This is a genomic window from Azospirillum formosense (assembly GCF_013340925.1).
Taxonomy (GTDB): Bacteria; Pseudomonadota; Alphaproteobacteria; order Azospirillales; family Azospirillaceae; genus Azospirillum; species Azospirillum formosense.
Genome location: NZ_WHOR01000481.1, coordinates 1 through 1656, shown reverse-complemented (window position 1 = coordinate 1656; position 1656 = coordinate 1). Strand labels below are relative to the sequence as shown.

The following is a 1656-nucleotide window of genomic DNA, read 5'->3' as shown; positions in this document are numbered from 1 at the left end:
CTTGTGGGTTGTAAAAGACAAGGCGCGGGGCGGCGGCCGCCCCCGGGTGGGCGCTGACAATCAGCGCGGTCGGGCGGGAGGACACGTGGGTCAGGCCGCTGTACCCCAGCCCGAGATAGAGCGCGTGGTTGAGCAGGCCGAGCAGCGCCAGCAGGCCGAGCGTCCGCCCGGTCATCCCCCGATACTCGCCCCGCCACGCCGCGACGGCGGCGAGCAGCGCCCCGGCCATCAGGAAGCGGAAGGCCAGCAGCAGCAGCGGCGGGCAGTCGGCCAGCCCGATCTTTCCGGCGGCAAAGGCTGAACTCCAGGCGAGGCAGAAGGGCACGACCAGGACGAGCGGTGCCGCCCGCGGGTCGGTCAGGGGTAAGGGGTGCGTGGCGGCGTGCGTCATGGCCGGTCCTCTCGTGCGAAATGGTGCGCGTTGAGGAAAGGATGACGCAGGCCCTTTCCATTTGGAAATTGGATGATATCATCCATTTCATTCGAAATCTGAATGGTCGCTCCGATGCGCGAGATGGATCTGGGCTTGCTGCGCACCTTCGTCTCGGTGGTGGACGCCGGCGGTTTCACGCGGGCCGGCGAGCGGGTGCACAAGACGCAATCGACGGTCAGCCAGCAGATCCGCCGGCTGGAGGAGCAGGTCGGCCTGCCGCTTCTCGACCGCAACAGCCGCACCGTCGCGCTGACCGACGACGGCGAGCGGCTGCTCGGCTACGCCCGCCGCCTGCTGGCGCTGAACGACGAGGCGAGCGCCGTGCTGTCCGGGCGCCCGGCGGCGGAGGTGGTGCGGCTGGGCGTGCCGGAGGATTACGCGGTGGAGCGGCTGCCGCGCCTGCTCGCCGATTTCGCGCGGGCGAACCGGCGGCTGCGGCTGGACGTGCGCTGCGACCTGTCGGTGCGGCTGCGCGCCGACGTGGAGTGCGGCGACCTCGACATCGCCCTGGTCAAGCAGGAACCCGGCCGCCCCGGCGCGCTGCGCGCGTGGCGGGAGCCGCTCTGCTGGGTCGGCCCGGCGGCGGAGGATCTGCACCGCGAGGACCCGCTGCCGCTGGTGCTGTTTCCCCAGGGCTGCGTCTACCGCAACCGCGCGGTGCATGAGCTGGAGCGCGCCGGGCGGCGCTGGCGGGTGGCCTATTCCAGCCCCAACCACGCCGGGGTGCGCGCCGCGGTGTCCGGCGGGCTGGGCGTCAGCGTGCTTCCCCACAGCGCCCTGCCGCCGGGCGCGCGTTTCCTCGGCGTGGCGGACGGCCTGCCGGCCCTGCCGGAGACGGAGCTGGCGCTGCTGACCACAAGCGCCTCGCGGGGTGCCGGGGTGGAGATGGTCACCGGTCTGCTGACGGAAAGCCTTCCGGAGCCGGTGTGGGCATGACGGGGCTGCCCGGCACAACCACTCCTCTCGCACCGTTGCACCACGTCCCCAAAGCGCCATAGAACAGCCCAGGAACCATATCCAGATATGGCGAAGAACAGGGTTGAGGGACCAGGGGCATGGCGCGACGGAGAAGCGGAGCACCGCGGGGCGGCCGGAGGGGCCGTCCGCTGACGCTGGGCGGGCTGGTCGCCGTCCTGCTGGTGCTGGCCGCGGTCTATGCGGCGGAGCGCTTCCACCTCGTCCCGCCCGGCACCCTGGATTCCATCTTCGGGGAGGAGAAGACC

General features: G+C 71.6%; 2 protein-coding genes. One reads left to right on the top strand and one right to left on the bottom strand.

What is annotated here, in order from left to right; translation table 11 throughout:
- A partial coding sequence (locus GBZ26_RS29240; RefSeq protein WP_174441778.1) for an EamA family transporter occupies window positions 1-391 on the bottom strand: 391 nt, incomplete at its 3' end.
- Window positions 392-493: 102 nt separating this feature from the next.
- Here GBZ26_RS29240 and GBZ26_RS29235 point away from each other — a divergent pair.
- On the top strand, window positions 494-1369 hold the full coding sequence (locus GBZ26_RS29235; RefSeq protein ID WP_174441777.1) for a LysR substrate-binding domain-containing protein: 876 nt from the start codon (window positions 494-496) through the stop codon (window positions 1367-1369).
- Window positions 1370-1656 lie beyond the last annotated feature (287 nt).

Excerpts from the sequence above, each read along its gene's own strand:
- GBZ26_RS29235 (WP_174441777.1), top strand. The coding sequence starts at position 494 with ATGGTCGCTCCGATGCGCGAGATGGATCTGGGCTTGCTGCGCACCTTC.